Source organism: Mesorhizobium sp. WSM4815 (assembly GCF_055811575.1).
In genome coordinates, this window is sequence record NZ_JBVVQS010000098.1 from 202,488 (window position 1) to 225,971 (window position 23,484).

Sequence of the window (23,484 nt, forward strand, 5' to 3'; positions counted from 1 at the left end):
CCGGTTCGTAGTCACCGGCTGGCTACAGGTTGGCAATACCGGCTTTCAGCAGTCCCTCGCGGACGTGCTGCACATCAGACTTCTGGGCATAGTGCAGGGTGGCGATAAATGAATCGAGGTCGAACTGGGGATCGAGCGTCTTGATCTTGCGCAGATGCGCCGCGGCCGCGATTTCGTCGCCGAGCCAGCCGTAGCAGGCAGCGGCGAAAGCGTGCTGAACCGAGTCCATGGTTGACAGATGCATGAAAGCTTCGATCGCCTCGCCATACTGGCGCGCGGCGAAATGCGCCTTTCCCAGATGGCTCCAGAACCTCTCCGGGTGGTGCGGGTTCAACTGCATTGCCTTGCGGATCCATTCAATTCCCTCTTCCGGCCTTCCCAGCCACGTCAACAACTCGCCTTGCTGCACCACCACGAGGTCGTAGTTGGGATTGAGGGCGAGGGCGCGCTCTTGATGGTAGCGCGCTGTGGTCAGCTCATTGTTGTTCACGTTCACTGCGGCGAGGATGCGGTGGACATCGGCATCGTTGTCGTCCAGCGCCAGCGCCCTGTCCAGCGCTGCCATGATGTCGTTCCAGACGGCATCCCGGTCTTTGCACCAGTTATGGACCCAGGCCTGGCCAAGAATGCAGGCCCGCCAGGCATGGGCATGGGCATAATCGGGGTCGAGCGCGACGGCCCTGCCTATCAAGGTTTGCGCGCGTTCATTATCCTCAATCGTGCCTCGGTGATGCAGCACCTTGGCAGCAAGAACACATTCATACGCGGCCATGTTTGCAGGTTTCGCCCGCGCGAGCTGGTCCCGCTGAGCCGCCTCGACACGACCGGGCAGCGTGGCTGCGATCGCCGCGGTTACCTCATCCTGAATCGCGAATATGTCGTCCAGCTTCCGGTCATATTTGTCTGCCCAAATATGAGCGTCATTCGCCGTGTCGATGAGCTGAACCGTCACGCGCACCCTGTTGCCGATCTTGCGAACGCTTCCCTCCACCAGGTATTGGACGTCGAGTTTCTCGGCCACCTCGCGCACATTCACGGCGCGGTTCTTGTAGACGAAGCTGGAATTGCGCGAGATGACGAACAGTTCATGATGGCGGGACAGTTCGGTGATGATGTCCTCGGTCAGTCCGTCCGCGAAAAATTCCTGCTCGGGGTCGCCGCTCATGTTGTTGAATGGCAGCACCACTATCGAAGGTTTCGAGATGGATCGCTTTGCCTCGACTTCTGGCAGGACATGACTGTCAAACCCAACGCGATAGAGGCGAACCGGGCGGCTGATGTTCTTTAACGTCTTCTCGCCCAAATCCTCCATGGCAATTTCGAGACGGTCGGCAATTTGGGTCGCCACCGCTGCGGTCACGCAGATACCGCCGACGTCGGCGAGTTGCTCGATGCGCGAGGCAATATTGACGCCGTCGCCAAAAATGTCCTCATCGTCGAAAATGATGTCGCCGAGATTTATGCCGATCCTGAATTCGATACGCCGTTCTTGCGGCACATCCGAATTGCGCCGTTTCATGCGCTGTTGGATTTCCACGGCGCATTTCACGGCATCGGTCACGCTCTGGAACTCAACGAGCATGCCGTCTCCGGTGGTCTTGATGATCCGGCCCTTGTTCTTCGCGATGGCGGGATCGACCAGTTCTATGCGATGGGTCCGAAGGCGTGCGAGCGTGCCGGATTCGTCGGCCTCCATTAGCCGACTGTAGCCCGCCATATCGGCAGCCAGAATTGCGGCTAGTCTCTGTTCCATCGCCTGAACCAAAAACCAAGCCTATCCTTCCTGGGCTGCCAAATCCAGCAATTTGGGAATGTGGCTGATCAAGGGCGCCGGCTATCTGAAGCGGGCCAATGGCGTGCTGCGCGACCCGCGCATCGGCACCACCTTTGACAACTTTTCGAATGTGTCGGAACTGGGTCGCAACGAAGTCGCGATTGAGCCAGCTAACGCAGCGTCATTCAATCAGTTTTACCACGCGAACCGCTCTGTCGTTCCAGCCAGAAAATGCTTGAAAAGCCGGCCGCGCACGATGTTCCACGCAAAAAATGGGAGTGAGCGGATGTCCGTAACAGGCACCCGGAGTGTAGACTCCGGCGTATTTTGGCCGGCTGTCATCATAGCTGGCGGCTTTGTGCTTTGGGGCGGCCTCGCTCCTGACAGTCTCGCCACAGTGGCGACAGCGACCTTGAATACGATCATCAAGACATTCGGCTGGATGTTTGTCGTTTCGACGGCGTTCTTCCTGATGTTCGCTGTTTTCCTGGCGGTTGGCAGGTTCGGCAAGATCAAGCTCGGGCGAGATGACGAAAAGCCTGAATTTTCGACCGTGTCATGGGTCTGCATGATGTTCAGCGTCGGGATGGGCATCGGCCTGATGTTTTGGGGAGTGGCCGAACCGGTCTTCCATTTTGGCGCGCCACCGCACGGAATGGCGGAGCCGCAGTCAAGGGAGGCCGCGGTCGTGGCAATGCAATACGCCTATTTCCATTGGGCGCTGCACCCGTGGGCGATCTACGCGGTTGTTGGATTGGCGCTTGCGTACTTCAGCTACAGGCGCAACCTGCCGACTTTGATGTCGAGTGCCTTCCAGCCTCTGCTCGGTAACCGCATCCACGGCCCGATCGGCCGGGCGATCGACATCCTCGCAATCATCGCGACACTGTTTGGAACGGCCACTTCATTGGGACTTGGCGCTCAGCAGATCAACAGCGGGATGAATTTCCTCTGGAATACCGGCGAGTCCGCAACGATTGCACTGACGATTATCGCGGCATTGACCGTTCTGTTCATCCTGTCGGCGGTTTCCGGGGTCGGCAAGGGTGTGCAATTCCTGAGCAACCTGAACATGGTCATTGCTCTGCTGCTCCTGCTCTTTCTGGCGATCATTGGACCGACCGTGTTCATATTCGACACGCTAATCGAATCGCTTGGCTACTACCTCAGCGACCTGGTCTCGATGTCGTTCCGCACGGCAGCATTCAGCGACGGAAAGTGGCTTGGCAGCTGGACCATCTTCTATTGGGCCTGGTGGATATCCTGGGCTCCCTTTGTCGGCGTCTTCATAGCTCGGATCTCTCGGGGCCGCACGATCCGCGAGTTTATCGTTGGCGTGCTGCTCATCCCCAGCGCTGTTACCTTCTTTTGGTTCACCGTCATGGGCGGAACTGCACTTCACTCGGAACTGATGGGATTGGGCGGACTTGTCGAAGCCGTCAACGAAAAGGGCGCTCCAGTATCGCTGTTTGCGCTTCTCGCCCAATATCCGGCCACCACGCTGACATCGACCCTTGCGATGTTCCTGGTTGCAATATTCTTCGTGTCGGGAGCTGACGCGGCTTCCGTTGTCATGGGAATGCTCTCTTCGCGCGGAACTCTTCACCCAAGGTCCGGGATCGTGGTTCTGTGGGGCATTTTGGCCGGAGCCTCTGCATGTGTCTTGCTGGTGATGGGTGGCTTGGCTGGACTCCAGACCGCATCCATTGTCGCGGCCGCACCGTTCCTCCTCGTGATGGTTGGGTTATGTGTGTCGCTGTGGATGGGACTTCTTGATGATATCGAAGTCCACGGGCGGTTTAACGAATTGGAGGCTGCTCCCACGGTCGCGACGCAGCCGGTGTGAATTCTGAAAGCAACAAAGTTGCGCGGGCTTGTTCCGCGCAACTTTCGGTAGCAAGATGCGAGTTCGATACGCGCGCTGGAACGTCCACACATGGCGCGTCCGAGCCGGCCGGTCAGACCGGCCGCACCAGAACGTGTTTTTTCTTGCCGAGCGACAGCTTTACGACCCGTTCCGGACCTAGATCCTCAAGCGTCACCAACCGGCGATCGTCGGACACGGACTGGTCGTTCAGCCGCACGGCGCCGCCCTGGATGTGTCGCCGCGCCTCGCCGTTGGACGCGGCAAGCCCGTGATGGCGAGCGAGGACGGACGCGTGGTCGGCGTCCATCGCAATACCGGGGAGCGCAACGGCAAACGGCTGGATGTGCTCTGTTGCATTGTCTTCGACATCAAGAATAGCAAGGTGATTGACGGCCGGGAGCACTTCTACGACCTCTACGCCTGGGATGCGTTCTGGGCTTAGCCTCGCGAGTTATCTCGGGCGGCACGCGAGACTGCCCCGGGGTCCGGCCCGGATGGGTCAGCTCAGGGGCGCTACTTGCTCGTTGGGACGAGACCAACGACCGCTTCCCACCCTAACCCGTCCTTTTTCAGCCTTATCATGAATGTCGCGCAGGCGTGTAAATCAGACATTGCGCTGGCGCGGTTCGAGCGCTCCAGTTAATTCGAGCATCTGATAGCCGGCCAGGAGTGTGATCAGAGATCCGACAACCCAAGAGCGTCCTTTCCCGCAATGCCTTGACCATCTATCCCGACGGCGGTGCCGCAATAACGCCTCCAGCGATCAGGCCGGCGACCGAAGTTGGGTAGTCGCAGAATCCGCCGGCGTGCTCCCAACGGCCGGTAAAACAGAATGCATTGGTTTAAAGGGCGGCCATGGGCACTTCCGCGAGATTGCTCCCAGCGGTTGTCGGTGCTAAATTTGGTAGAAGCTGCCGCACTGATGTGTCCGAGTGCGCCGCCTGCCGCCGCCGATGCGTTCTTAGAGTGGCCTAAAGAGGTGGCAGGGTTTGGAGACCGGGACGATGAGCTTGACGCGCCGCGATGTGTTGATCGCCGGGAGTGTGGGGTTTGCCGGGGTCGCGCTCTTCTCGCCGCGGAGCGCGCGTGCGAACGATGAAGCGTTGGATCTCATCGAGCAGCTCACCGGACGGACGGCCACGGTGTCGGATCGCCTTCACCTGATAATGCCGACGGACTTCCCGACCGGCTACACCGTGCCCATGAGTCTTTACATCGACAGCCCCATGACCGAGGCCGACCATGTAAGGCAGATGCGCGTGTTCGCGCCGCGGAACCCGCTCATCGAAGTGGCCAGTTTCCACTTCGTCCCGCAACGCAGTCTGCCCCGCGTGTCGACGCGCATCCGGCTTGCCAAACCGCAACACGTCGTCGCTGTCGCTGAAATGAATGACGGCATCATGCTGATGACCACGACGTGGGTCCGTGTCGCTACGGATGGCTGTGCCTGAGATCGGAGAGAGACAGTGACCACCCCGACACCACGCGTGATCGTGCCAAATGCTGCGGCGAAGGGGGAGATTTTTCAGGTCAAGACCATCATCAGCCATCAGATGGAAACGGGGCTACGCCATGATGATCAAGGCAATGTAATCCCGCGCAAGATCATCAACAAGTTTGTCTGTCGCTACAACGAAACCGTGGTGTTCAGTGTCGATCTCCACGAGGCGATTTCGGCCAACCCGTTTTTCGAATTTTCCTTGTGCGCGACGGAAAGCGGTCGGCTCGATTTCGTCTGGGAAGAAGACGGGGGTGGCGTCTATATGTTGTCGCACCAGTTCACGGTCAGTTGAGGTATCGACGCAATCGAGCTGCGCGAATTACGGCGTGACAAGTTGAGTGGGAGCGTGACCGGAAAACTGCGAAACAGAAGGGTATTCAGCATACGCCCCGTCGCGAGATCTGCGATTGCCACGGGCCTCGTGCTGCTCTTCAGCCAATCCGGCGCGGCGGCGGGGCCCGATCAAGGCGCTCAACTCGCCGCAATCTGTGCGTCCTGCCATCGTCTCGATGGCGGCGGCACAGGCATTCCCAGCATCATCGGGCTTGGTGAGGAGAGGCTTACCAACGCCCTGCTTGCCTACCGGGCGAGCGAGAGTCCAAATCACATCATGCACGTTATCGCGCTGTCGCTCAGCGACGAGGAGATCGCGAGCGTCGCGCGCTATGTCGCAGCGCAGGGAAGTAACCCGCGATGAAATCCTGGACTCGTCGCGAGTTCGGCCGCCTCACCGGAGCAGCGTTGTTAACGGCGCTCAACCAGCCGAAGGCGCGGGGCCAGGCCAAGGCGCGTGTCGTCGTGATCGGCGGCGGCATCGGCGGCGCAACGGTCGCCAGATATCTCGCCGCCAGCGCCACGGCTATCGAGGTGACACTGGTTGAACCGCGGCAGAGCTACGCGACCTGTTTCTTCAGCAATCTCTATCTCGCCGGGCTGCGCCCGTTCGAATCGCTCAGCCATGGTTATGAAGCGCTGGCAAAACAAAATGGTGTCATCGTCATTCATGAGTCCGCCGCGGCGATTCACCCGGCGGCGAAAACCGTTGCGCTCAACAACGGTTCAAAGCTCAGCTACGACCGTCTCGTTGTCGCGCCAGGCATCGCATTCAGGGATCGGGCGCTTAAGGGCTATGACGAAGCGGCGATGGAGATCATGCCGCACGCCTGGAATGCAGGACCGCAAAGCAAGCTGCTGCGCCGGCAACTGGAAAGCATGGAGGACGGCGGGCTGTTCGTGCTCGTTGCTCCGCCGAATCCGTTTCGCTGCCCGCCCGCCCCCTACGAGCGCGCTTCCCTCGTCGCATCCTATTTCCAGCGCCGCAAACCCAAGGCCAAAATTCTGATCCTCGATGCGAAAGACAGCTTCAACGCGCAGGACCTGTTCCAGGACGCTTGGAACCGCCACTATCCGGGAATGATCGAATGGCTACCGGCTCAGTTCACCGGCGGGGTCACGGCAATCGACGCGAAGACCCGGTCGGTGATCACCGCGGGAGCTACATTCAAGGCCGCGGTGGCCAATGTCATCCCGGCGCAAATGGCCGGGCGCTTGGCGCAGCAGGCGGGGCTCGCCAATCGGTCGGGCTGGTGTCCGGTCGATCCGGTCACCTTCGAATCGGCGCTGCAGCCCGGCGTCCATCTGGTCGGTGACGCGATCATCGGCGGGGATATGCCGAAATCCGCCTTCTGCGCCAACAGCCAGGCCAAAGCCTGCGCCTTTGCCATCGCGGCCGATCTCACTGGATCAGCGCGTTTCCCGGCGCATTTGTTCAACACCTGCTACACCTATCTCGCCCCCGACGATGCGTTCAGCAACGCCATCAGCTTCAAGCCCGTCGACGGGAAGCTCAAGAGCGTCATCAGCTTCGTCAGCAAGGTCGAGGAAAGCTCCGAGGTCCGCCGGCAGGCTGCGCGCGCGGCGGAAGGCTGGTATGACGCCTTCACGCACGACGTGTTTGGCTGAAACGAAACTCAACTCCGCTCGACGGCCGGGCCGGCCATTGCGGAAATGCCGGCGCCATCGTGGGTACGCTGCGACTTGGTGCCGGATCGTTGCTCCGGGATCAGCGCTGGAACAGGATCGGGCAGCCGCTCCAGCCGCAGCGAATTCACCACCACGAGAATGCTCGAGCCGGCCATGACCGCCGCCGCAAGGATTGGCTGCAGAAGTCCGAATGTTGCGAACGTCAGGGCGACGAGGTTGTAGCCGAACGCCCACATAAGGTTGGTCAAGATGGTCCTGCGGACCGCACGGGCCACGTCGACGATCCAGGGCAGCATCCACAATCCGTCCGCAGGCAGCACGAGCGCTGCAGTCTCTCGGGCGAGATCGGTGGCGGAGCCGACGGCAATACCGACATCTGCGGCGGCCAGGACCGGCCCGTCATTCAGTCCATCGCCGACCATCGCCACCGAACCGTGGTCATGGCGGAGCCGATCCAGGGCCAGCCGTTTGGCCTCCGGCGAAAGGCCCGCTTGGACGTCCTTGATCCCGACCAGAGCCGCGATCCGCTCCGCCGCTTGCGCCAAGTCGCCGGTCAACAGCGTGGCGTCGAGCCCGCGCTCACGCAGGGCCGCGATCGCGGCATGCGCCTCGGGGAGCGGCGAATCATCGAGCGACAGCACGGCGTGAACCTGCTCGCCCCAACCGACATAGACCACCGAATAACCGCTCGCCTCCAGCGACCGCGCACGCTCAGTCAGCGACGGGGGAAGCGGCCAGCCCAGATCATTCATCAATCTGCCGTTCCCTGCCGCTACGGGCCGGCCTTCGGCGCTGCCGCGGACGCCACGGCCGGGAACCGTCCGGACATCGCGGGTGACGAGCGGCGTGATGCCGCGCTGAGCGGCGGCTGCCGCGATGGCCCGCGCCAGACCATGCTCGGAAAGTCGCTCCAGACCGGCGGCGCGCGCCAGCACTTCGTCGATGCCGACCTCCTGGCGGTCGACGCCGACGAGACGCGCTTTGCCCGCCGTCAGAGTGCCGGTCTTGTCGAAGGCGAGCAACCGGACACGCGCGAGGGTCTCAAGCACGCCGGGGTCGCGGACAAGGCAGCCGTGCCGTGCCAACCGGCCGATGCCGAGTGATGTCGCCATCGGAGCAGCGAGGCCGACGGCACAAGGACAGGCAACCACCAGTACCGAGAGGCCAATCAGCAACGCCCGATCGAACGGCAATGACTGCGCCCAGTAAACGATCGTCAGCCCGCCGAGGGCGAGGACGAGCGGCACGGACACGCCAACGACGCGATCGGCAAGACGCTGGGTTGGACTGCGACGGCCCAGCGCTTCGCGCACCGACCGGCAAATCCGCGCCCAGCGGGTTGCAGTTCCGTCACCGCTGCTTTGGATCAGGAGCGGGCCGTCGATATTGATACTGCCGGCAATCACCTTGGAGCCGGCGCCCTTGGTCACTTGCCGGCTTTCTCCGGTAATCACGGCTTCATCGGTGTTCGATTCCCCTTCGACAACCACGCCGTCAACCGGAATGCGCTCGCCTGGCCGGACCCGCACCAGCATGCCGGCCGACACCTCCCGCACCGGACGGCGGATCTCTGCTGCGCCATCGATCACGGTCGCGCTCTCGCCTTCTGCGGCCAGAAGAGGTTCGAGGTCGCGCGCCGCCCTGGCGCGGCCAACAGCCTCGAGATAGCGGCCAACGGTGAACAGCATCAGCACCATCACGGCGGTGTCGAAATAGACATGCGTGCTGCCCTCGAACACGGCAAATGCCGAATAGAGGTAAGCGGCAGCGACGCCAAGCACGATGAGTGCCGACGACGTCACTCGTCCCTGAATACCATTGAGCCACATTTCGCGCAGATAGGGTCCGCCGAGAATCACCACCGCCGGCGTCGCGAAGATCCAGAGCAAAAGGTGGATCCACGGCAGCACGCCCGCATCGACGCCGGTGAACGCGTCCGAATAGAGGAGGAGGCTGAACATCATGATATTCATGGAGAGAAAGCCTCCCACGCCGAGCTGGATCAGAAGCCAGGCGGCTTCCCACTCTTCGTGTCTGCCGCTCTTCACCTGAAAGGCGATGCAACAGCCGTAGCAGCAGAATGCGCAAGCCTCACCGTTGAGCCTGCGCTCCATCGGGCGCAGGCCGACGGGCAGCGAACAATGGCTACAGAGGATATCGCCATGCGCAGTCATGCAGGATGTCCGCCCAGCCAGGCAAGGCCGATATGCGCGTCGGAAGGCAGGAGACCACGGCCGAGCGTGATGAGACCGAGCAAAAGAATAAAGCCGCCAGCCAGCCGCACGCCGCGCCGCCGCCAGGCTGGCCCTAGTATCCGGCCAACGCCGCCCATCATCAACATCGCGGGGAAGGTTCCCAGTCCGAACCATGCCATGACGAGAAGCCCGGGAAGCGCTCCGGCGGTGCTCGCCGCCTGGGCGGCGAAGGCATAGACCAGGGGACATGGCAGGAAGCCGTTGAAAACGCCAAAGGCAAGCGGTGCTGCGCTGCTCCGGGCGGTCAACAGACCGCGCAGAGACAATGCAAATGTGCTGCCGCCAAATCCGATCGCAAGACGATGGAAGACCTGCAGCAAGCCGAAGAACTGCAACGCCATGGCAATCATGAGCAGGCCAGCGACGATCGCGAGAATTCGTTGGGCGGTGTCGAGGGAGCCGTTCAAGAGCGGCGCCGCCGTTAGACCTTGCGTGGTGCAGATGACCTGACCGATCGCACCCGCGAGCCCGCCCAGAAAGCAATAGGTTGTCAATCGGCCGGTATTATAGAGCAGGTGGCGAAGGATGGTTGCGCCTCCGCCTCGCTGATCGCGGCCCAGCGCGCAGGCAAAGCCGCCGCACATGCCGATGCAATGAAAGCTGCCTGCAAATCCAGCGGCGAAGATCACAAGGTAATAGATCATTGGCGTTTTCGCAGCGCCGCGTCCGCGTCGCTATTGCCGCACAAGATAGACAAGAAAGATGATAAAGCCGACGGTGCAGCCGCCATAGATGAGGAAGCCGAGCATCTGTGGCAAGCCGGCGTCAGCGAGCTTGAAAACCGTGTCCTGTAGCATCCGCTGCTCCTATGTCAGCCGAAATAAAGACGAAGCACGTTTACCGCCACCTCGAAGGCCAGGAAAAGGAGGTTCAATGCGGCGACCCCAAGGAGAATTTTGGCTACCAACATCTCCATCACTCCTGCCTTACCAGCTCTTGCGACAGTCTTCTTAGAACAGACGGCCGGGGCCGAGCCCGCCCCAGTAAACATACATGTAATACAGCCCCCAGGCGAACAGCAGCACGTAGACGACGAGAAGCCATAGCGGAATGAAGCCCACACGCGCCTGTATCAGGCCGCCGGCATAGTCCTCTAGTTCAGGGTGCGAGCTTTGACGTACATCCAGTTCCGGGTGCCTCGGGCTCTCCGGATCGCTGCTCTGCAGATCGCTCATTCTCCATCTCCCTTTCAAAAAAGCCGTTGGCGGCTTTGTCGGTGCCGCTCAACGCGCCGGATAGGACGCCCCAGATGAACAAGAACAGGGCCGCCAGGCTCATCATCATGGCGCCGACATAGGGTCCGGTGACTTCAAAACCGAGCATGCGCTAACCTCCGACGGGTGCCTGTTCCTCGCCAGGCGGCGCTGGCGGGCCGGACGCCGGCACCGACGGATCGGGCACATAGGCTCGCTCAGGCTTGTCAGCGACCAGTTCCAGATCGTTCAGCGCCGCGCGGGCCTCCTTCTTGATCGACAGCGGCTGCAGCGAGAGCGGGTCTTTATAGGCGGAAAGCGCCACCACGAAATAAGAAAGCGCCCACCGGTCCTCGTCCGGAAAAGAATCCCGATACGACGGCATCGGCGTGCCGCTGAGGCCGGTAGTTATCGTTCGGAAGATGTCTTCGACAGCCGGGCCAGACTTGAACTGGCCGCTGGTGAGGTCGGCCGGCACGGTGGCGAACCCGAGATCATCCTTGAGGCCGGCAGCCTTCTCGCCGTCGCCCTTGCCGCCTTGGCCGTGGCACTCCCAGCACTTCGCCACCTGCCAAACCTCCTTACCTCGGTCCAGCATCGTCTGGGACGGCGTCGGCGGGCGCCCGATATACAACGGTGGGCCAGGCGGTTCCTCGACGAAGAAAGCGTAAGGACTGGCGGGATCGGAACGGTCAACCGCTAGCTCATATTTGATGTATTGGATCACCGCCAGCCGATCGTTGAGCGGCAGTTCGTACCAAGGGGGCATTGCCGTGCCGCGGATACCGCGAGTAATGGTGCGCAGCATGTCGCCGTCCGTGGGCAGGGGCTCCTTTGTCAACCTGAACTTGAAGACTGCGGACGTGAAGTCCCTGGGCCGCTGGTTAAACATAAAGGTGGCGGCCGGCCCGTTACCGTCGCCTTTGGCACCGTGGCAACCGATGCAGCGGCGCTCATAGACTTCCTTGCCATAGGCAATCCATTCCTCGGAGCGCGGCATGGTCGCATCCATGACCTCCAGGCTTTGCGGCTCGAAAAGATCGCGCCATTTACCCCGGTTCGTGCCGAGCTTCTGGACGTAGGAAACGAGCGCCGCCAGCGATTCCGTCTCCGCCGCGATGCTGACGGTTTCTCCTGTGTATTCTTCGTTCGGCGTCAGGATGATCGGCTTTCTTTCGCGCGCCTTCAGCGGCACGAACAGCAACCCGTACGCATTCGGCGTCAGCTGGATCGCTTGCTGGCTGTCAAAGTCGAAAAGGCCTTCGGTGACCTCTGTCCTTTCCAGGGTCCGACTGCCAGCGCCGTCGTCAACGATACGGACGGCTGCATCGGGCTCGTGGAAGAGGCCTCGATACGGCGCCATTATCGAGTCCGGCACCAGCATCCGCGGATTGTAGAAATGCGCCAGGTGCCATTCGTCGCTGTATTTCAGGCCGACGCGCGTCAGGTCCGGCCCGATCCGGCGTGTGCCTAACAGGTGCGGCACGTCATAGGCGTATTCGCCTGCCTCGCTGACCGGCCCCCAGCGGCGGATCTCGCCGGTCACCGGCCGCACGAATTGCGAATGGCAGTACCAGCAGCCTTCGCGCAGGTAAATGTTGCGGCCGCGACGCTGCTGCTCGGTGTAGTCCGTCGCCTCTGAAACCGTCCATTTCAGCTGGCCGAAATCCGTGCGCACCACCGAGGTCACGCGCGTAGTTCGCGAGGACGGCTCCACGAAGGGCAGCACGCCCTGCGTGATCACCGCAAGGGTGATGCAAAAGACGCCGGCGAACAGCGCGAAGAAGCGAACGTTCACTGCGCGGGCCCTCCCGCCGGGGCCGGGATAGGCGCCTCCACCGGCGCGCGGACGCGTCGCGCCTCAGCCGCCGGGCTGGTCAGTGCGGTCAGCATCAGATTCACCACCAGCAGCGACATACCGATATCCATGCTGATGCCTGCCAGGGTCCGCGCCAGCCAGTAGGGCTTCACCCAGACGAGCGAGTCGAGCCATTCGACACCATTCATCCATTGATAACCCTGCTGCAGCCCGCCCGCTGTGAGAACCAGGCCCATGGTCGTGATGCCGACGGTGATCAGCCAGAACGACCAGTTGCCGAGCTTGAAGGACCAGAGTTCGCGCCCGAACAGCCGCGGCCAAGTATAGACGAGGCCCCCCATCGCCCAGACGACGAAGGTGCCGAACACGGTGAGATGCGAATGCGAGATGACGAAATCGGTGAAATGGGTCGGCTGCTGCAGCTGCCGCAGCGCCTCGGTCGAGCCCTGGAAGCAGCCGACGAGATACATAAGCGAGCCCATGATCAGGAACTTCGCCGGCAAGTTCCTGCCGAACTCATGCCACTTGCCCATCATGGTGCCGAAGAAGTTCACCAGCACCGTCCACACCGGAATGATCAGCAGCATCGACGTGACGACGGCCAAGGTCTCGGCCCAGTCCGCGATCGGGCTGTAGAGGTAATGGTGGATGCCGACGAACGGGTAGAACAATGCCAGGGACCAGAAGCCTACCAGCGAGAGCTTATGGGCATAGAGCGGATTTCGCGCGCTGATCGGCAGGAAATAGTAAATGATCACGTAGCCCGCGGGCGTTAGCCACAGCCCGACGATGTAGTGGAGATAGAGGCCATGGAAGGCGGCGCTGTTGATGCCCGAGATCGTGTACGGCAGGATGAAGCTTCCAAGCACGAAGTTCATCGTCGTCCACACGAAAGTGGCGATCAAGTACCACAGCGCGACATAGATCGCCGGCTCGAGCCTTCGACTGATCGTGATCAGGAATTGCGCGGTAGCAACAGCCACTACGATGAAGAATGCGACCTTCGCATAGAGCGGAAACTCTCCGGCTTCCAAACCGTCACTGTCGCCGAACAGCAAGCCGACCAAACCGGCAAGCGTTGCGACGTTCCAGACCCATGCGAGAAGAACCGACCACTCCGACCATATTACCCGCACCCCCGACAGACGCGGCACGAGATAGTAGCAAAGGCCGATGAAAAGCGTCGAGAAAGCGCCGAAGATGACACCGTTGACGTGGACCGGGCGCAGCCGGCCGAAGGTGAGCTCGAGATTCCCCGATCCGAGATAGTCGGGGTAGTTGAAGGTGCTCGATATCAGGACGCCGACGGATGGCGTCACCATCAGCCAGAACATGCCGAAATAAAGCCAGGTCCGCACGACCCGGTTGTCGACCAGCGCATCCAGGTCCACATTCGCGAACTTGCCGCGCAGCTCCATCCCAGTCTCTGCCAACGCATAGACCTCCCCGCGCGGTTCCCGGGCCGCACGACTGCTCCAACCCCGCCATCGAGGTGTCACCCCGATGGCGGACGCGCTCCCGTGAAGCCGAGCCCCGGCTATCGACGAGACTAGTACTTGCCTGGCACCAACACCGAACCGGTGTTCGACCAGGTGATGTACGCCTCGAGCGCCTTCATCGCCTCCGATTCGGGATCAATCTTCTCACCCTGGTTCGGTTTCTCGATGCACCAGTTGATCATGTCGCGCAGTGTCGCGAATTTGGCCATCGACTGCTGGAACTTGGGGAACGCATGCGGGTGGGTATCGGAGGCCATTGGATGGCACATGGCGCAGGCCCACCCGGTGGTCGACAACTTGACGCCCAACTGCTCCGCCATCGCCGCATCACCGTGGAACAGGAGGTCTCCCTTCCTGACCTCCTCCATGAACGCCTCTTGATAGAGTTTCAGCTGCTTTGGCGTCACCGGGTCCTTGTTGGCACTGGCCGGGCCGATGACGACGGCAGCTGCGACGACTGCTCCGGCGACGGTGGAACGCCTCAGAATGCAGAGGAATGTCGATGTGTTTATCATAGCCACCCCCTTTTATGGATTTTCCCACGGGTACTGTCTGTCGGCGATGCGTGGCTGTATGACCTCCTCAATGCTCTTGTCGTGGTCCTCCGGCGACTGGACGAGCACCTCCTTGCGCCCCCACATGATGTACTCGACATCGACCTTGTCGTCGGCGTTGACGCTCACGGTTTCCCAACCGACCCCGTCGAAGGGATCGCCAGGATCGACACGGATCATCGGCTTGGTCAGCTTGGGCACGCCTTCCGGCGCATACGGCCACGGCCAGGAGGTCGCCAGCATGCCGATCGAGCGCATGCTGCCGATCTCGTTGTAGAGCACCTGGTGCACGTGACCGTGGATGTTGGTGACTTTGGTATAAGGCTTCAGCACGTCATTCACTTCGCGCCAGTCGCGCACCCAGAAATTCCAGGGCGGGTAGTACTCGTACAGCGGATTGTGGCTGAAGATGACGATCGGCTTGGACTTATCCCACTCGGCGAGTGTCTTCTGCATCCAGTCGAGTTGCTCGCGGCCGACGCCGGCCCACGCGCCGGCAACCGTGCCGTCAAGGGTAGCCATGTGGCCCATGCGCTCCTCTGGCGTCATCTTCTTCGCTGTCCAGTAGTCCGGTCCCCGGCTGACCGTATCGAGCCCGATGAAGCGCACGCCTTTGTGATCGAAGGTCCAGTTGGGTTGGCCGAACAACTCGCCCCACTTCTTGCCCATATCCAGATACCAGTCATGCTCGCCCGGGATGTAATACTTCTTGATCTTCAGATCCTTGAGGAGCTCAACGCCAAGCTCAAGTTCCTCGATCTTTCCGAGCTGGGCCAGGTCGCCGCCGAAGATCAGGAAGTCGGCCGGCGGATCCATGGCCTGGACCTCTCGCACGGCGCGCACCACTTTGTCGACGAAGCGCGTGTTCAGCGATCGCGGATAGAGATGGGTGTCCGAAATCCAGGCAAACTTGAAGGGCGCTTCGGCGGCGTGAGCGACGTCGATGGTGTTGAGCAGCGGCCACCACGCGAAGGTCTGGCCGACGGAAGCAGCGCCGAACAGCAGCGATCTGTGAATGAAGGTGCGGCGGGTGATTTGGAGCGAGTCGTCGGGCCGTACTCCAGGCGGCTGCAGCACCGCATGCATTTCGCGCCGAATGCGGTCAAGCTCGTCAGACATCAGGGTTCCTCCTCAGTGCAGACCGTTTCTTAAAGCGTCGGCCTTCTCGCAGGAGCGCGACCCTATTGAATCAGTGGGTCGCCCATTTTCTTATTTTTTCAGTTCAATCGTCAGACTGGTGGCCTTATTCTCCTCTACCTTTACGGTCTGCTCGATCGGCCCGGTGAAGGGGTGGATCGCCACGAGCTTGTAGTCCCCAGGCGGAACATCGGTTATGCTGAACTTGCCGTCGGCGCCGGTGACAGCGTAGTAGGGATTGTCTACCACATAGACCCAGCCTTCCATCCAGCCATGCGCGTCGCAGTCGACGCGGACAGTGCCGGCCCGCTTCAGTTCGACGGGTATCCGCTGGCCCTTATTGGGCAGCGCCAGGTTGAAGGCGGTGCGCTTGCCATAATACCCGTGGGTGTTGTGGAGCATTGGGTCGCTGTTGACCACCTCCAGCGAACCGGCGGGTATCATCTGAACCGCGGGCTCAAAGCGACATTTGAGGTTGTTGAGCTCAGGCGGCTTTCCGGGCTCCGGCCAGGCCTTTCCCTGTGCCACGTCGACCAGCTGCACCGCCGCGTTCAGCACGGCCTGATCGCTGCCGACTTCGATCAGCGGCTCCTCGCGGGGATCGCCGCACACCTCGATATCCTTGGTGGGGATGATCTTTGTTGTCGGCACGTCGCCGCGGTAGACGATCGTACCCTCGATCGTTCCGCCTCCCGTGACCGGACCCACTTCGTAGGCTTGCGCAGGCGCGGACACCATCGCAACGAAAGCGATCGCCGCCAGCCCGCTCATCAATTCGCGAATGGTCATAAAAGCCTCCTCCTTCTAGCGAGATGAGGGGCAACTTTTAAAAATAGAGCTAAACCAGAACCATGTCTAGCCATTCAGCAACAAAACATGATAAAGTGAGATAGTTTAGGCGAGTTTGTTAATCACAAACACACGCGGGGGTTGGTGCGTCATTCTCGAAGTGCCGGAGGTACTTGATGAAGCGGCGGCATGGACTCCTCAGCCCCTGGGCCTACGGTTCGCATACCCTCTTCTGCATAATATTCGCAGCGGCCCTGTCGATCTGCCAACCGCTCGTGCGGGCCGACACGGCGCCTGTGACGGTCGGTGGCCCATTCACGCTTACGGCGCCGGACGGAACGACGGTCACCGATGAGACTTATCGCGGCAAATGGCTGCTGGTTTTCTTCGGCTATACTTCTTGTCCGGACATCTGTCCGACGACGCTGTCATCAATCGCCGCGGCGATTGAGGAACTCGGACCCGACGCCGCAAAACTGCAACCGCTCTTCATCACTGTCGATCCCGAACGCGACACGCCTGAGGTGATGGGAAGCTTTACCGCAGCGTTCGATCCGCGCATCGTGGGACTGACCGGCAGCCCGCAACAGATCGCTGCGGTTTCGGAGGCATATGGCGCCTATGGTGTGGCGCGCCGGGGCGAGGCGGGCGGTGACGACTACCTAATGGATCACGGCACCCACATCTACATCATGAACCCACAGGGGCAATTCGTGGAGGGGCTAGACTCTGACACACCAAGCAGCGGCATTGCCGCTAGGTTGGGTGAACTGGTGCGATGACACCAGCCCTGGGATGACGGACATCACGATTAAGCAGTTGAGCGATCCATAGAAAGTTGTCATCCGGAAGGAGAGCGACCATGCAAAGACATACAAAGGAGGCTTCGGAGCTTAAGGCATTGATCCTCGCGGATCTTCATAAGGAGCCGGGATGCGAGCACGTCACTGATTTTGTGATTCAGCGGCTCGAAACCAAGGAGAACGGGGCAAACTGGACTGTCAAATATCTGGATCCTAATCAAGATAAGGTCTGCGAGACAATTCTGATAAACATCGCGCGAATGTTGCAGCTCAATTTCGACCTTCCTGAACGCGGGTCGTGAGGAACTATGCGAGCGGGATCGGCGCGCATCGCGCTTCGACATAATTCGTATGCAAGCAGGGGAATCGAGCGATGGCGGAACCCACAGCGTTGCACACCGGCAAACCTGGCGGCGTAAAGAACGTCCTTGCGCCGCGGCGATTTGGACCTCCGATGACCGGAGATGCGGGCGATATGGCCGATGGGCAAGGCCGTATCTTGGTGCCAGGCAATACGAGTTATGACGGTTTCTTTGCAGATGCGATCGCGCGTCTGCAGGAGGAACGGCGCTACCGTGTGTTCGCGGACCTTGAGCGCGTCGCCGGACGCTTTCCCAATGCCGTGTGGCATTCCCCGCATGGACCGAAGGACGTCGTGATCTGGTGCTCCAACGACTATCTCGGGATGGGACAACACCCAAAAGTGGTCGCCGCCATGGTGGAGACTGCTACCCGCCTGGGAACGGGGGCCGGCGGGACGCGCAATATCTCCGGCACCAGCCATCCGCTCCTAGAGCTCGAGAGCGAGCTTGCCGATCTCCACGGCAAGGAGGCGGCACTGGTCTTTACGTCCGGCTATGTTTCGAACCAGACTGGCATCTCGACCATCGCCAAGCTGATCCCCGGTTGTCTGATCCTGTCCGATGCGCTCAACCACAATTCGATGATCGAAGGCATCCGTCAGTCCGGTACGCAGAAGAGCATCTTCCGCCACAACGACGTCGATCATCTCGAGGAATTGTTGAAGGCAGCGGGTCCGGATCGGCCAAAACTCATCGTCTTCGAAAGTCTCTATTCGATGGACGGCGACGTCGCGCCAATCAATCGCATTTGCGAAATCGCCGATCGTTACGGCGCAATGACCTATCTCGACGAGGTCCATGCTGTGGGCATGTACGGCCCTCGCGGCGCCGGCATCGCCGCGCGCCACGGCGCTATGAGCCGGATCGATGTGATCGAAGGCACGCTCGCCAAGGCCTTCGGCTGCCTCGGCGGCTATATCACGGGAAGTGCTGTGCTGATCGATGCGGTTCGTTCCTATGCTCCGGGTTTCATCTTCACCACCGCGTTGCCGCCGGCGATCTGCGCCGCGGCCACAGCGGCGATCCGGCATCTGAAAACCTCGCACTGGGAGCGCAAGCGCCAGCAGGATCGCGTCCGGCGGGTCAAGGCGGCGCTGGGTGCCGCTGCGCTGCCGGTCATCCTGAGCGACACCCATATCGTTCCGGTGGCAGTCGGCGATCCGGCGCATTGCAAAGCGGCGAGCGACCTGCTGCTGAGCGATCACGACATCTATATCCAGCCGATCAATTATCCGACTGTGGCGAAGGGAACTGAGCGGCTGCGCATCACGCCGACACCCTGTCATGAGGACATCATGATTGATCGGCTCGCGGCAGCTTTGTTCGATGTCTGGAATCGGCTCGGGCTGCCACGGGACAATCTCGCCTGAGCGGCCGAATGAGGCGTCGCCGTTCCCCGAAGATTTGGTATTAAGGATCAAGGAAATGGCTGCCAAGGAAATCATGTTCTCGTTCGAAGCTCGCGACAGAATGCTGCGCGGCATTGACATCCTGGCGAATGCGGTGAGCGTCACGCTTGGCCCGCGGGGGCGCAACGTCGCGATCGGCAGGGAGCACGGCGCGCCAAGGGTCACGAAGGACGGCGTGACCGTCGCCAGGGAAATCGAACTCGACAACAAGTTCGAGAACATGGGCGCCCAGATGGTGCGCGAGATAGCAACAAAAACCTCCCATCAGGCCGGCGACGGCACGACCACCGCCGTCGTGCTCGCGCATGCGATCGCCCGGGAGGGCGCCAAGGCGGTGGCGGCCGGCATGAATCCCATGGACCTGAAACGCGGCATCGATCTCGCGGTCGAAGCCGTCGTCGCGGAACTCAAAAACAACGCCACGAAGGTCACCTCGAACGTCGAGATTGCGCAAGTCGGGACCATCTCGGCCAACGGCGACAGGGAGATCGGCCGCTGCCTCGCCGACGCCATGAAGAGGGTCGGCAATGACGGCGTGATCACTGTCGAGGATGGGACGTCGCTGGAAACCGAACTCGAATTCGTCGAGGGCATGCAGTTCGACCGCGGCTATATCTCGCCCCATTTCATCACCAATCGCGCAAAGATGCGGGTCGAGATGCAGGATGCCTATGTCCTCGTCAGCGAGAAGAAACTGTCCAGTCTGAGCGAAATACTGCCGCTGCTGGAGAAGGTGGTGCAGGCCGGCAAGCCGCTGCTCATCATCGCCGAGGATGTCGAGAGTGAGGTGATGGCGGCGCTGGTGGTCAACAAGTTGCGCGGCGCTCTCAAGGTTGCAGCCGTGAAGGCGCCGGCCTACGGAAACCGCCGCAAGGCGATGCTGCAGGATCTCGCGCTGATGACCGGCGGAACGGTGATCTCCGAGGATTTGGGCATCAAGCTCGAACATGCTTCCCTCGATATGCTCGGGCGCACCAAGAAGGTGATGATCGACAAGGCAAACACCACGATCGTCGGCGGCGCCGGCGAGCGGGAAAGCATCGAGGCCCGCATCGCCGAGATCAAGCTCGAGCTTGCTGAAACCACCTCCGATTTCGACCGCGAGAACCTCCAGGAGCGGCTGGCCAGGCTCGCCGGTGGCGTCGCCGTTATCCGGGTCGGCGGTGCAACCGAAGTCGAGGTCAGGGAGAAGAAGGATCGCATCGATGACGCGATGAACGCGACAAGAGCCGCGGTTGCAGAGGGCATTCTCCCCGGCGGTGGGGTCGCCTTACTGCGCGCCGGCAGGGCGCTCAAGAAGCTCAAGGGCAGCAACGAGGACCAGCAGGTCGGCATCGCGATCGTCAGGAAGGCGATCACCTGGCCGGCTCGGCAAATCGCGATCAATGCCGGCCTGGAAGGCTCGGTCGTCATCGCCGGGATCCTCGAAAACGACGACAACGCCTATGGCTACGATGCCCAATCGGGCGTGTACGCGGATCTGGTGTCAAAGGGCATCATCGACCCAGCCAAGGTGGTGCGAACGGCGCTCCAGGGGGCAGCCTCGGTGGCAGGCCTCCTCATCATGACGGAGGCGATGGTGGCCGAAGTGCCTGGCCCGCCGCCGCCGGAGCTTCCCGGTCACGAGCATCATCAAAACGATATGGATTTGGATTTCTGACCGCTTCGCGGTCGTAATCCGGGCTCGCCGCCGTCAACAATGATCTCGTCCGCTATCGAGGTGAGACAAGTCGTCGAGGATCACGGTATCCAAGGTGTCGGCTTATGGCGCTACCTGCTCGCTCCGATTGATGAGACGAATGGCAATATTCACCCATCTCGGCCCTTCTCAGTACCTACCTGATTAGGTTTTACCTGGGCCGTGATCCCGAACCGAAGGTCGGCGCAGCAAGATGTGAAACCGGTTTCGGGAAAGGACTAATGAAGCCCCATCCCGATTCCATCGAGATCGATCAAGCGCTGGTCAGACCGGCCGCACCAGAACGTGTTTTTTCTTGCCGAGCGACAGCTTTACGACTTGTTCCGGACCTAGATCCTCAAGTGTCACCAACCGGCGATCGTCGGACACGGACTGGTCGTTGAGGCGCACCGCGCCGCCCTGGATGTGTCGCCGCGCCTCGCCGTTGGACGCGGCAAGCCCGGCGGCAACGAACAGCGACAATATGCCGACGCCGCTTTCCAGATCGGCCTTGCCGACCTCGACGGTCGGCAGCGTTTCGGCCAGCGCGCCTTCTTCAAACGTCTTGCGCGCGGTTTCCTCGGCTTGCTCGGCCGCCTCGCGGCCGTGCACGATGGCCGTCGTTTCCGTGGCCAGGACCTTCTTGGCCTCGTTGATCTCGGAGCCGCCAAGCGCGGCGAGCCGCGCGATCTCGCTGAGCGGCAGGCGGGTGAAAATCTTGAGGAAGCGCGTGACGTCGGCGTCCTCGGTGTTGCGCCAGTACTGCCAGAAATCATAGGGCGAGTAGAGGTCGCCGTTCAGCCAGACCGCGCCGTTGGCCGATTTGCCCATCTTGGCGCCTGACGACGTCGTCAGCAGCGGTGTGGTCAGGGCATAAAGCTGCGGCGTGCCCATGCGGTGTCCGAGATCGACGCCGTTGATGATATTGCCCCACTGGTCCGATCCGCCCATCTGCAGGCGGCAGCCATAGCGCCGGCTGAGCTCGACGAAATCATAGCCTTGCAGGATCATGTAGTTGAATTCGAGGAAGGAGAGCGATTGCTCGCGCTCGAGTCTCAGCTTGACGCTGTCGAAGGTCAGCATGCGGTTGACCGAAAAATGCCGGCCGACATCGCGCAGGAACTCGACATAGTTGAGCTTCATCAGCCAGTCGGCATTGTTGACCATGATCGCGTCGTTTGGACCGTCGCCGAAACGCAGGATGCGGCCGAAGATGCGCTTGATGCCCTCGATGTTGGTGGCGATGGCCTCAGGCGTCAAAAGCTTGCGCTGGTCGTCGCGGAAGGAAGGATCGCCGATCATCGAAGTGCCGCCGCCCATGAGCGCGATCGGCCGGTGGCCGGTCTCCTGCAGCCAGTAGAGCATGGTTGCGGAAATCAGATTGCCGATATGCAGGCTGGTCGCGGTGGCATCGTAGCCGACATAGGCGGTCACCGTTTCCCTGGCGAAAAGCTGGTCGAGGCCGGCATCATCCGAAATCTGGTGGATGAAACCACGCTCGCTCATTACGCGCAGGAAATCGGATTTGAAGGCGGACATTTTTTCTTTCCCGAAAGCGCCCAACCGAAGCGGATCGGGCGTGGCATGCGTGAACGCGGGCGTTTAGCATCCAAGCGCGGTCAGCAAAAGGGGAATCCGGTTTTTCCACCTGACCGCTGTAACGGCGCCGCACGGCTTCGAATCGAATGCCATATCCTGCGACAGAGCCCGACGCGAGATGCCGGAGATATCTTCGCTGTTCGGCCTATCTCAACCGTTTCGGCCGCGGGTCGGACAACTCGCCTGCCAGACGGCGATCGAGATAGTCCGCGCATTCCTGGAGCAAGAGGTCCGCATCGTTGGAGAAGAAATGGTTGGCGCCGGGCAAGGTCTTCTGGGTGATGGTGATGCCCTTTTGCGTGTGCAGCTTGTCGACCAGCCCCTGCACGTCCTTTGGCGGCGCGACCTTGTCGGCGTCGCCATGGATGATGAGGCCGGACGACGGGCAGGGCGCCAGGAACGAGAAATCATAGGTGTTGGGCTGCGGCGCGATCGAGATGAAGCCTTCGATCTCCGGCCGGCGCATCAGAAGCTGCATGCCGATCCACGAGCCGAACGAATAGCCGGCGACCCAGCAGCTCTTGGAATCCGGATGCAGCGACTGCACCCAGTCAAGTGCCGCGGCCGCATCCGACAATTCGCCGGTGCCGTGGTCGAATTCGCCCTGGCTGCGGCCGATGCCGCGGAAATTGAAGCGCAGCGTGGTGAAATCCCGCTTCTGGAACATGTAGAAGAGGTCGTAGACGATCTTGTTGTTCATCGTGCCGCCGAACTGTGGGTGCGGGTGCAGGATGATGGCGATCGGCGCGCTCTTTTCCTTGGAAGGCTGGTAGCGACCCTCCAGGCGGCCGGCCGGACCGGTGAAAATGACCTCAGGCATAAAATACTCCACATGGCATAAATGCGCGGCGCCCGGAACAACTCTTCCTCTGGCCCCAGTCTTCCGCAGGCCTTGACGTAGGGCGAGCGTCTTCTTAGAAGCTAGTTTAGAATTGTTCAAAACTGGGTGGCCAAAACGTCGTGGTTCGGCCATCCACGCCGCAAGTCGCGTAAATAGGACGGCTTGCCTTGCAATTTCAAGGAAATAACGCGCTATCCTCGCGGAATGGCTCTTGAAGGGACCGATCGAAACGAAAATGGCCGGAAGACGCGCCTATCTCGACTACAATGCCAGCGCGCCGCTGCTTGCCGCGGCGCGGGGGGGGGGGGGGGGGGGGGGGGGGGGGGGGGGGGGGCCCCGCGCGGGGCGGGGGCGGGGGGGGGGGGGGGGGTTGGTGATATTTTAAGATTATTTTAATGATTGGTTTTGGGGTGGGGTGGGT

Annotated in this window: 23 protein-coding genes and 1 pseudogene; 10 read left to right on the top strand and 14 right to left on the bottom strand. The window is 61.1% G+C overall.

From position 1 onward, the window contains the following. Positions 1-22: 22 nt before the first annotated feature. The gene (locus AC0L2B_RS22095; protein ID WP_287055044.1) at positions 23-1,753 is read right to left on the bottom strand and encodes an adenylate/guanylate cyclase domain-containing protein; all 1,731 of its coding nucleotides are present in this window, start codon (positions 1,751-1,753) and stop codon (positions 23-25) included. A gap of 307 nt (positions 1,754-2,060) precedes the next feature. On the opposite strand from AC0L2B_RS22095, the gene AC0L2B_RS22100 reads away from it, so the two are divergent. Continuing rightward, entirely contained in the window at positions 2,061-3,620 is a 1,560-nt protein-coding gene (locus AC0L2B_RS22100) for a BCCT family transporter (protein WP_473746946.1), read from the top strand. A 112-nt stretch (positions 3,621-3,732) separates the two neighbouring features. Here AC0L2B_RS22100 and AC0L2B_RS22105 read toward each other — a convergent pair whose 3' ends face one another. Beyond that, positions 3,733-3,984, bottom strand: a complete 252-nt coding sequence (locus tag AC0L2B_RS22105) for a hypothetical protein (RefSeq protein WP_473746947.1) — start codon at positions 3,982-3,984, stop codon at positions 3,733-3,735. Between AC0L2B_RS22105 and AC0L2B_RS22110 the strand changes: the two genes are divergently transcribed. After that, positions 3,934-4,083, top strand: a complete 150-nt coding sequence (locus tag AC0L2B_RS22110; RefSeq protein ID WP_473746956.1) for a nuclear transport factor 2-like protein — start codon at positions 3,934-3,936, stop codon at positions 4,081-4,083. The genes AC0L2B_RS22105 and AC0L2B_RS22110 overlap by 51 nt on opposite strands. Before the next feature lie 162 nt (positions 4,084-4,245). Here the strand turns inward: AC0L2B_RS22110 and AC0L2B_RS22115 are convergent. Then, positions 4,246-4,477 (bottom strand): annotated as a pseudogene (locus AC0L2B_RS22115) (sulfite exporter TauE/SafE family protein); the annotation flags it as partial. Positions 4,478-4,645: 168 nt separating this feature from the next. On the opposite strand from AC0L2B_RS22115, the gene AC0L2B_RS22120 reads away from it, so the two are divergent. The 4 genes from AC0L2B_RS22120 to AC0L2B_RS22135 are packed head-to-tail and all read left to right on the top strand — an operon-like array spanning position 4,646 to position 7,104. Continuing rightward, a complete protein-coding gene (locus tag AC0L2B_RS22120) occupies positions 4,646-5,092 on the top strand; it encodes a thiosulfate oxidation carrier protein SoxY (protein ID WP_473746813.1) in 447 nt (148 codons plus the stop codon). Positions 5,093-5,107: 15 nt separating this feature from the next. Then, positions 5,108-5,434 (top strand): thiosulfate oxidation carrier complex protein SoxZ, encoded by a 327-nt coding sequence (gene soxZ, locus AC0L2B_RS22125; RefSeq protein ID WP_473746814.1) that lies wholly within the window; start codon positions 5,108-5,110, stop codon positions 5,432-5,434. A 54-nt stretch (positions 5,435-5,488) separates the two neighbouring features. Then, positions 5,489-5,839, top strand: coding sequence for a c-type cytochrome (locus AC0L2B_RS22130; RefSeq protein WP_473746815.1), 351 nt, complete (start codon positions 5,489-5,491; stop codon positions 5,837-5,839). Then, the gene (locus AC0L2B_RS22135) at positions 5,836-7,104 is read left to right on the top strand and encodes an NAD(P)/FAD-dependent oxidoreductase (protein WP_473746816.1); all 1,269 of its coding nucleotides are present in this window, start codon (positions 5,836-5,838) and stop codon (positions 7,102-7,104) included. The genes AC0L2B_RS22130 and AC0L2B_RS22135 overlap by 4 nt, the downstream gene beginning before the upstream one ends. Before the next feature lie 8 nt (positions 7,105-7,112). Here the strand turns inward: AC0L2B_RS22135 and AC0L2B_RS22140 are convergent, their stop codons facing one another. The 9 genes from AC0L2B_RS22140 to AC0L2B_RS22180 all read right to left on the bottom strand — a co-directional run bounded on the left by AC0L2B_RS22140 (position 7,113) and on the right by AC0L2B_RS22180 (position 16,353). Then, positions 7,113-9,239, bottom strand: coding sequence for a heavy metal translocating P-type ATPase (locus AC0L2B_RS22140; RefSeq protein ID WP_473746948.1), 2,127 nt, complete (start codon positions 9,237-9,239; stop codon positions 7,113-7,115). A gap of 56 nt (positions 9,240-9,295) precedes the next feature. Then, entirely contained in the window at positions 9,296-10,024 is a 729-nt protein-coding gene (locus AC0L2B_RS22145; RefSeq protein ID WP_473746817.1) for a sulfite exporter TauE/SafE family protein, read from the bottom strand. Between the two features lie 30 nt (positions 10,025-10,054). Further along, complete coding sequence (locus AC0L2B_RS22150) at positions 10,055-10,177, bottom strand: hypothetical protein (RefSeq protein WP_023798301.1); 123 nt, start codon at positions 10,175-10,177, stop codon at positions 10,055-10,057. A gap of 153 nt (positions 10,178-10,330) precedes the next feature. Then, positions 10,331-10,555, bottom strand: a complete 225-nt coding sequence (locus tag AC0L2B_RS22155) for a hypothetical protein (RefSeq protein WP_014766281.1) — start codon at positions 10,553-10,555, stop codon at positions 10,331-10,333. Between the two features lie 151 nt (positions 10,556-10,706). Beyond that, a complete protein-coding gene (locus tag AC0L2B_RS22160) occupies positions 10,707-12,371 on the bottom strand; it encodes a cbb3-type cytochrome c oxidase subunit II (protein WP_473746818.1) in 1,665 nt (554 codons plus the stop codon). Then, positions 12,368-13,810 carry a cbb3-type cytochrome c oxidase subunit I gene (locus AC0L2B_RS22165; RefSeq protein ID WP_473746949.1) on the bottom strand — a complete coding sequence of 481 codons (1,443 nt, stop codon included), beginning with the start codon at positions 13,808-13,810 and terminating at the stop codon, positions 12,368-12,370. Before AC0L2B_RS22165 ends, AC0L2B_RS22160 begins: the two co-directional genes overlap by 4 nt. Before the next feature lie 131 nt (positions 13,811-13,941). Beyond that, a complete protein-coding gene (locus tag AC0L2B_RS22170; RefSeq protein WP_128168433.1) occupies positions 13,942-14,406 on the bottom strand; it encodes a c-type cytochrome in 465 nt (154 codons plus the stop codon). A 12-nt stretch (positions 14,407-14,418) separates the two neighbouring features. Further along, positions 14,419-15,564: a metallophosphoesterase family protein gene (locus tag AC0L2B_RS22175; RefSeq protein ID WP_473746819.1), complete on the bottom strand. Its 1,146-nt coding sequence runs from the start codon at positions 15,562-15,564 to the stop codon at positions 14,419-14,421. 90 nt (positions 15,565-15,654) lie between these two features. Further along, the gene (locus AC0L2B_RS22180; RefSeq protein WP_413468442.1) at positions 15,655-16,353 is read right to left on the bottom strand and encodes a carboxypeptidase regulatory-like domain-containing protein; all 699 of its coding nucleotides are present in this window, start codon (positions 16,351-16,353) and stop codon (positions 15,655-15,657) included. A gap of 194 nt (positions 16,354-16,547) precedes the next feature. Here AC0L2B_RS22180 and AC0L2B_RS22185 point away from each other — a divergent pair, with 194 nt between their 5' ends. The 4 genes from AC0L2B_RS22185 to groL all read left to right on the top strand — a co-directional run bounded on the left by AC0L2B_RS22185 (position 16,548) and on the right by groL (position 20,605). Beyond that, positions 16,548-17,153 (top strand): SCO family protein, encoded by a 606-nt coding sequence (locus AC0L2B_RS22185; protein ID WP_473534560.1) that lies wholly within the window; start codon positions 16,548-16,550, stop codon positions 17,151-17,153. 80 nt (positions 17,154-17,233) lie between these two features. Beyond that, a complete protein-coding gene (locus AC0L2B_RS22190; protein ID WP_027154144.1) occupies positions 17,234-17,476 on the top strand; it encodes a hypothetical protein in 243 nt (80 codons plus the stop codon). Positions 17,477-17,649: 173 nt separating this feature from the next. Beyond that, complete coding sequence (gene hemA / locus AC0L2B_RS22195) at positions 17,650-18,906, top strand: 5-aminolevulinate synthase (RefSeq protein WP_473746950.1); 1,257 nt, start codon at positions 17,650-17,652, stop codon at positions 18,904-18,906. Positions 18,907-18,961: 55 nt separating this feature from the next. Further along, a complete protein-coding gene (gene groL / locus AC0L2B_RS22200; protein ID WP_473746820.1) occupies positions 18,962-20,605 on the top strand; it encodes a chaperonin GroEL in 1,644 nt (547 codons plus the stop codon). Positions 20,606-20,908: 303 nt separating this feature from the next. On the opposite strand, the gene tyrS is transcribed toward groL, so the two are convergent. Then, positions 20,909-22,162, bottom strand: coding sequence for a tyrosine--tRNA ligase (gene tyrS, locus AC0L2B_RS22205; RefSeq protein WP_473746821.1), 1,254 nt, complete (start codon positions 22,160-22,162; stop codon positions 20,909-20,911). A 205-nt stretch (positions 22,163-22,367) separates the two neighbouring features. Then, positions 22,368-23,042, bottom strand: coding sequence for an alpha/beta hydrolase (locus AC0L2B_RS22210; protein WP_027154148.1), 675 nt, complete (start codon positions 23,040-23,042; stop codon positions 22,368-22,370). Positions 23,043-23,484: the final 442 nt, after the last annotated feature.